Source organism: uncultured Campylobacter sp., from assembly GCF_938018035.1.
Lineage (GTDB): Bacteria > Campylobacterota > Campylobacteria > Campylobacterales > Campylobacteraceae > Campylobacter_B.
On sequence record NZ_CALIJF010000088.1, the window covers coordinates 1 to 6953 of the forward strand.

Annotated in this window: 9 protein-coding genes; 1 reads left to right on the forward strand and 8 read right to left on the reverse strand. The window is 37.1% G+C overall.

Features of this window, described 5'->3' with window-relative positions; all coding sequences use genetic code 11:
- From Q0257_RS02760 to Q0257_RS02770, 3 genes are all read right to left on the reverse strand, one after another.
- Positions 1–1734: AAA family ATPase (locus Q0257_RS02760; RefSeq protein WP_298021265.1), on the reverse strand; the 1734-nt coding region annotated here is incomplete at its 3' end.
- Between the two features lie 8 nt (positions 1735–1742).
- On the reverse strand, positions 1743–1985 hold the full coding sequence (locus tag Q0257_RS02765; protein WP_002952523.1) for a hypothetical protein: 243 nt from the start codon (positions 1983–1985) through the stop codon (positions 1743–1745).
- Between the two features lie 13 nt (positions 1986–1998).
- Positions 1999–2313, reverse strand: coding sequence for a hypothetical protein (locus Q0257_RS02770; RefSeq protein WP_297960165.1), 315 nt, complete (start codon positions 2311–2313; stop codon positions 1999–2001).
- A 713-nt stretch (positions 2314–3026) separates the two neighbouring features.
- Between Q0257_RS02770 and Q0257_RS02775 the strand changes: the two genes are divergently transcribed.
- The gene (locus tag Q0257_RS02775; RefSeq protein WP_298021268.1) at positions 3027–4664 is read left to right on the forward strand and encodes a relaxase/mobilization nuclease domain-containing protein; all 1638 of its coding nucleotides are present in this window, start codon (positions 3027–3029) and stop codon (positions 4662–4664) included.
- 153 nt (positions 4665–4817) lie between these two features.
- On the opposite strand, the gene Q0257_RS02780 is transcribed toward Q0257_RS02775, so the two are convergent.
- Genes Q0257_RS02780 through Q0257_RS02800 form a run of 5 tightly spaced genes read right to left on the reverse strand, consistent with a single transcriptional unit; the run spans position 4818 to position 6692 of the window.
- Complete coding sequence (locus Q0257_RS02780; RefSeq protein WP_298021271.1) at positions 4818–5381, reverse strand: HepT-like ribonuclease domain-containing protein; 564 nt, start codon at positions 5379–5381, stop codon at positions 4818–4820.
- On the reverse strand, positions 5374–5721 hold the full coding sequence (locus tag Q0257_RS02785) for a nucleotidyltransferase domain-containing protein (protein WP_298021276.1): 348 nt from the start codon (positions 5719–5721) through the stop codon (positions 5374–5376). The genes Q0257_RS02780 and Q0257_RS02785 overlap by 8 nt, the downstream gene beginning before the upstream one ends.
- Before the next feature lie 19 nt (positions 5722–5740).
- Complete coding sequence (locus tag Q0257_RS02790; protein WP_298021278.1) at positions 5741–6148, reverse strand: hypothetical protein; 408 nt, start codon at positions 6146–6148, stop codon at positions 5741–5743.
- Positions 6149–6191: 43 nt separating this feature from the next.
- Positions 6192–6431 carry a hypothetical protein gene (locus Q0257_RS02795; protein WP_004319179.1) on the reverse strand — a complete coding sequence of 80 codons (240 nt, stop codon included), beginning with the start codon at positions 6429–6431 and terminating at the stop codon, positions 6192–6194.
- A gap of 18 nt (positions 6432–6449) precedes the next feature.
- Complete coding sequence (locus Q0257_RS02800; RefSeq protein ID WP_298021281.1) at positions 6450–6692, reverse strand: hypothetical protein; 243 nt, start codon at positions 6690–6692, stop codon at positions 6450–6452.
- Positions 6693–6953 lie beyond the last annotated feature (261 nt).

Below are 6953 nucleotides of genomic sequence, written 5' to 3' on the forward strand. Positions count from 1 at the left end.
GTTGTTGATATCGTTTATGGCCTCATGCTCGTCATTTTTGACTTCGGCCATAAAACGAAGCCATGATTTTAAAAAGTCTCTATTTTCGTTCGTGTCGGCCAAGCTGAAGGGATTTAATTTAAAGCCGTCACTCTCGCTATCATGGTACTCACCGTCTACGTAATTCGTGAAGTTATACATACCGCGTAGCTTATCCATCGCAAATATATCTATGGGGTATTTAAATAAATTCGTCATTAAAAATTGCGCCAGCGTCGTCTTTCCGCTTCCCGTTCCGCCCACTATCATCGTATGCCCGGCTGGGCGATCGCCGTCTGGCTGCCAGTGAAAATTGAATAAATACGGCGTGCCGTTTAGGTGCTTAAATGTCGTTATCGCTTCGCCGCCCCAGTCGTTTTGGTTAAATCCGGTTACTTCGTTTTCAAAATTTGCGATCGTGGCTAAGTTGCTGATATTTAGCGTTTTCTTTCTAGCGTTTAAATTTCCGCGACTAGGAAAGAAACTAAAATAAAGAGCTTTTTGATTTAGCGTTTCTCGGACAACATTTAATCCTTGATTTTCTAGGATATTTTTTAGCTCGTTCGAGCGGTTTTCCAGCTCTTTGAGGCTATCGGCTAGGCAATATACCGAAAAGCTCGTTTCTACTAAATTTTCTCTGTCGGCTTGGATTAGCTCCATTAACTGATCTAGCTCTTGGCGGACTAGCTCTACCGCAAACGCTTTGGTGTCCTTTATCTTCTTGATCGCCTTGCGCTTTTCGTAGGCTTTTAGATAAATCATAGCCATAAATTCGTTATTGCTTTTGATTAAATTTGAGGTGATGATCGACTTGATTTGCTCAGTTTCGTAGGCTTTTACGCTGATAAATCTAGCGTATTTGGTCGTACCGTCGTTGCGGTAAAACTCTATGTAGTCTTTTTTAAATTCGACGTATGAGCTTATGTAACTATCTGTGATCAGCTCATTCGTATATGCAAGGTTCGTCTCTTTCGCGTTTGAATACGTGGCATAAAAATTTATGATCTCATCGCCGCTTAGCTGTCTTGGCTGATAAATCGAAAAGTAGTTTTTGATGTTTGAGAACGTATCGCTTAAAAGCTCGATTTTTTGCTTCAATCTCTCACTTTCCTCACTTTCCTCATCTTTCTCACTAGTCATCTTGGTTTTAAAGCTTTCTAGCAGTCCGGTGATATTTTTCGTCATCGTAGAAATTATTAAAAAGTATCTTATAGCGTATATATCTTGATCGGTTTCCCATTTTTTTATGATCTCGTTCGCATACGGATTTATATTTTTGTCTGTATATTCTTTGTCGTCTTGCTTTGTTTTTTTGATGATTAAATTTATTTCTACGTCATCTTTCAAAGTCGTAAAAAACATAACGCGGTTTAAAAGGTAGTCCGTCTCGTCGTCTAAGCTGATTCCGGCGTAGCTTACCCCTTTTAGCTCTACTGCTATACTTGCGTTGCCGTCTTTGGTGATTATTATATTCTCGCCGTATTTGCAGGCGATGTTGTTTTCTTTTGCCAGTGTATAAATTTGCGGTTCTGCTATCATTAAAATTTCATCCGCTTTTTTATTGATCTTATTGATTTTTGATAAAACGTCGTTTTCCGTTTTATTTTTAATACTTGGTTTTTCTTGGCTTACGTCAATGCCAAGCTCTCTTTTTAGTTTTTCTTTCTTTTTGTTTTGATTCCACTCTTTGATTACGCCTATTATTCCGCGAGCCATTTTCTAACCTATGCATAAAATTTGTTTTGCGATATTTTCATTTTAGAACCGATGATGTCGTATATGTCTTCATCAAAAAATTCTAAAATAAAGAAGAAGCAGTATAAAATAGCAACGACTGCTAACGAATATAAAATCAAGATAAACCACGAGATAAATCCAGCGATTATAATCGTGAATAGACTCGTGGTTGTTAGACCTATGATTTTCGTTCTTTTGGTTAAGTCCATATAGCAGTCGGTCACTATCATTCGCTTTTACCTTTTACATTGCTGCGGCAGATAAGCCGTATGCAATACCAAGAATAATCGCGATACCAAGTAGCAATTTTATATTATTTTTTAAAGCCTCGATATTTACGAACATTATTGTTAAGAATACTACGACCCAAATAATACCGAATACGGTGATTACCGTATTGATAACGCTCGCAGCACTACTGCCGGCTTCCGTAATCTGTTCGTTTGCCTTTGTTTCCAAAGTTTTTAAAACGTTTTGGCCGCCAGCTCCGAATAAGTAAAACGGCAAGAACATTAAAAAGTAAAAAATACCTTTCGCCTTTTTCGAGACTTCTCTCATTGTTTGCTCCTTTTTTGATTAGAATATTTTTGATTTCCAGCACTATACTATTTTTTGAAAACGGACATTTTGTAAAATATTTTTTAAAATACCGATTTCAAGGCGATAGAAATTAATGGTCTAAAATTACTTAAAGTTTTGATTTACTTTTTGAAATCTTTGATTTATTGACTGCGTAGGTATTGCTATAAGCTTTTTAGAAAATTTGCGCTTGACAAAATGTCCTTTTCAAAAATTTTACAAATTCTTTTAAAAATTTTCTTTTTCGTTCTGTTTTGCTTATCTCTGAATATTTTTGCTGAATATTTTTAAATTTTTCTTATATTTTATCCATAAGCTTATCCAAGTAAAATTTTATTATTCTGTATTAGTGCATTGCAAATATGATTTTGATTTTTTAAGTATCTTTGTAATTTTTCATCGCGCTCCCTTTTAAAGCCTACTCGTTTTTTCAAAAATAAAACGCTCTACGTTTTATTTTATTTTCGGTAGTTGTAAAATTACCGAAAATCAGAGCTTTTTTAAGTTTAGTTTCCCCATTTTTAGGCGCTTCATCGCCGTAAAAATGAACTAAACTTAAAAAAATGACATACAAAAGGGGTTATCCTGCCTGTTTTCTTGCATTATCTTTTTTAAAGCTACTTACGCTAACATCTTTTGCAAATATGTTTAAAAGCTATGAAAACTTTTTTAAAATTTAAAAGGGAGAGAATTTGGCGAGGCGTAATTGGGATGCGTTTTTTGAAGAGTTAGAAGCCATAAGGGCGGGCTATACTCGCACCGCAAAATCGGAGCATAAATACGTTTCCTTTGGAGGCGGCGTAGGATTTTCCCGCTCGCATATTCCTTTCCCTAAAAACGACTTCGCCAAGCAATCCGTCGTAAAGATGATTTCAAATTTGCCTAAAACCTCCATCAAGCGCTGTATTGACTATGCCCTTAAAAACTCTCTTGACGGCGCGGCTATCAATGAAAAAGGGGAGAGAGTAGGCAGCGATGAAATTTTAAAAGAATGGGGCAAGGATTTTGGCGACAATCCAAACTCGAAGGACGCGTGGCATTTGATTTTTTCCATTAACGAGCCTTGCGACGATCAGAGAAAATTGCGGGCTTTAAAAGAAAGCGTGCATAACGTGCTGGGTTTAAATTTTAGCGGACATAAATATGCTTTTGTGCTACATACTCATCAAAACAATCCGCACGTGCACGTAGTTTTAAATAAGCGAAACAGCTTTACTAAGAAAAAAATTCACTTTGACAGTAGAAGCGAAATTAGAGAGTTTTTTGACGACGTGCGCACAAATTTTGCCTATTCACTCAGGGCTCGCGGGCTAAAATACGAGAATAAAAATTTCTTGCAAAAGGATTTAAAACGCGAATTTAACAGGGTAAAATCTGCCGTAAAGCTTGAGAGCGATGACTATACCGCGAAGGATAAAATAAACGACTACTACTGCAAAATGCAGGATAAAAACAAGCAAAGCTACGATGCTACGGCAGGGCGCATTCAGGTTTTAAATGACGAGCTTGCCCTGCTAAAAAAGAATAACGAGGAACTCTTGCAACTCTTTTTGCTCTATACCAAAAAGCGAAATAAACGGGCGTATAAGCTGGCAAAAGAGCTAAAAGAAAGCAACCGCGTCATCAAAGAAAAGAGCAAGGCGGTGCTTGCCGAAATCAATAAGATAAATAAAATTTCCCATCAGGCTACGCAGCTTAACGAGATGCGGTTAGTTCACTATAAAGACCGATCTTCCGGATTAAGCTTGCTTGAAAATTTTAGCTACAACTACAATAAAATTTACCCGAAAAATAAGGGTGCTAGCAAGTCCGATGCTGAAAACTATAAAAAAGTACGCCGCGCTATCGCTATTCATCGCGACCGCGAGGACGATGCGGCTAGGAAGTACTTTGAGGATAGCTTGCTTGTTACGCGTATGCTCGGGCGCAACGAAAGCCTTTTTAAACTAAATGCGAAACTTGAAATTTTGGATAAAAATCTTTACGTTTTGCAGCACTCGGGCGTCGTGGGAGAAGAAGCTAGCGCCTTTGAAAAAAGGCTGAAAAGCAATAAAGAATTTATCGAGCAGATCTGTCAAAAACGCTTTGAATACGTCGGAAAAAAGCTTTTAAATAGCGATAAAATCAACAAAGACGGCTTTTTGTTTAAGGAGTATTTTAAAGGCGTATCGGTGCTCGGCGTTAAGGCCGATGACCGCCTCGTAAAAATCAAAAACGAACCTAGGCTTTATAAAGACGCCTTGTCCGAGCGATCCGGCAAGACTAAAACTCAGGGTTCTCGCCCGGCGGATCAAAATAAATTTAAAAATGAGCTTGGCGGTAGGGAGTAAATTATATTTAAAAAATAATAAAATATTTAAAAATAAAGTTATGTTTTATTAAAATATAGCAAAATTAAAAATATTAAATAATTTAAATTTTTATAAAAAGAAATACAAAAAAGCTTAAAATTTAGAGTAAATTTTACGGCCGAGAACGTAAGATTATTTTACGTTCTCGTTTGAGTTGCTTTTGATGATACCTTTTAGCTTGTCTGCATATGTCCTATCAAGATCGAGTCCGTTTTTTCGTAAGTCATCGTAGCCTTTTTGGATATCCGCTCTAAGATCGCTTTTTGCTTGCGGGGTTAAAATATCCTGCTTCTTAGCGAAACGATCAATCTTTTTTTGCAAATCTTCACACAACTCTTGCTTCGTTTCTTTTATAACTTTTTGCAGATTTTCTTTGAGATTGGGAAGATCCGCGCGGATCACGTCTTCTATGATCTCGTTTTGTATATTGTCGTAATCGTGGGAAGAGTAGTTTCTAATATCTCTTATCCCTTTTAGGTCTTCCTTTTTAAATTTATCTAAGACGTGGTATTCCTGCGCCTCTTCAAGTTTCTTGAATTGCTGGTATACGACGTCGATATGTTTCATTATCGCCGGCTTTGCAAGTAGCTCGTCTTCTAGTGCCGCCGTAATGCCTTTTGGCTTACAAACTTCAAATACCTGATCTATTTTTTCTACCGCTAGCTCTAGGCGATATAAAATTTTTTTATCAGACATAAATTGCTCCTTTTACTATTTTGTTGTCTTGCATTTTTTGCTCGGAGTAAAAATCGCAAATATCAACAGGTTTATGAAATTTACTTGCGATTCGCTCTCTTAAATCATTCAAATACGCAAGCGCTTTAAAGGTATGCAACCTATCCAAAAAGTCTTTTTTATCGGCTAATACGACTATATCGATATCCGAGTCTTTGTTTGCATAGCCTTTGGCATAACTTCCGAAAAGCCCTATCTTTTGGATACCGTCTTTTTCAAGGTGCGGTTTGAGCTCGGATAGATACGCAAGTATGGATTCTTTGGTTAAAATGGGCGATATGTTAATTGTTGCCGATGCCATAGCTCGCTCCTTTTATAATCTATTTCCATTGTAGCGTCATTGGGCTAACGCATTCTTTATTTTCGCACATTATTCTAAAAATAAAGAATTGAGCTTTATCCTTATCGTTGGCCACTAATACGCTCGTGGTTAAGACCTTATCGTCATCTCTTGTTAGTCTATTTTCTGCTTTTTCCGTTAAAAGTACGCTCATGGTTCGATCCGTAATTTTTGATTTATACGGCTCATTAAAAGCACTCTCTATGCTATAAATTTTAAAATCTTTATTCGGTATCTCGCTTTGAATTTTTGCTATCAAAACATCAAAATGCGCCTGGTCTATCGCCGGATTTGCATTCTCCAGTTTCACAAGCCCATCATCCTCGCCGCATCCCACCAACATAAGCCCGGCTATAACGGCCGCCGTCAATAGCTTAATTCTCTTCATTTTTTCCATCCTTACTTTTACAAATTATACCATATTCTGCTATTTACTTTTGCCGCCTCTCGAGCTCTTCGTAAATCGGCATCAGAACTTCCTCTTTGTGGCCTCTAAAATCAAAGCCTAGCGAATCTAGATAATCCGCCATCATCTCTATGCTGCTCCTTAAAAATCCAAGTTCTCTGTCGCTAATATTACCAAGCTCCGCCGGCTCAAGTGGGAGTGGAGCCCTACTTAACTCCACCATTATATCGTGTGCTCTTTCAAATTTATTATAGTTCTTGTTCATTATTGCAGCCTCCCCTTGCTATACCGTCGCCTTAAAATGCCTATTTATGCTTTCTTTGAAGCTTTTTAATGTGTCATATGTATAAAATTGCCTATCCCACGTGTTTGCGCCGCATTCACAATATAAAAATAGAACCTCTTGCTCGTTCCAATTTGTACTAGCACCGTAAGTCCAGCCGTCTATCTTGATCCTTGCTCCGCTTTCATCTTGGTTAACCTCGCCATATTGACTAAGTAGTTTAACCGCATTCGCCAGTTTCATCTTTTTAATCCCTTTCTTCTTAATTTATAAAAGGATTATACCGCTTTTTAGCTTAATAAATAATAAAATACTAAATAATAAAATATAGAATAATTAAAATATATAAAAATATAAAATAGTAAAATAGTAAAAATAACCTAAAAATAAATTAAAACCCAAGCATTATTTAAGCTCAAATTTGATTTTCTTTCCCCTTTTAAATTCCCACTGCAGCCATTGGCGGCAACTCCTATATTGGGAGTGTTGCGGGGGCACTCCCGC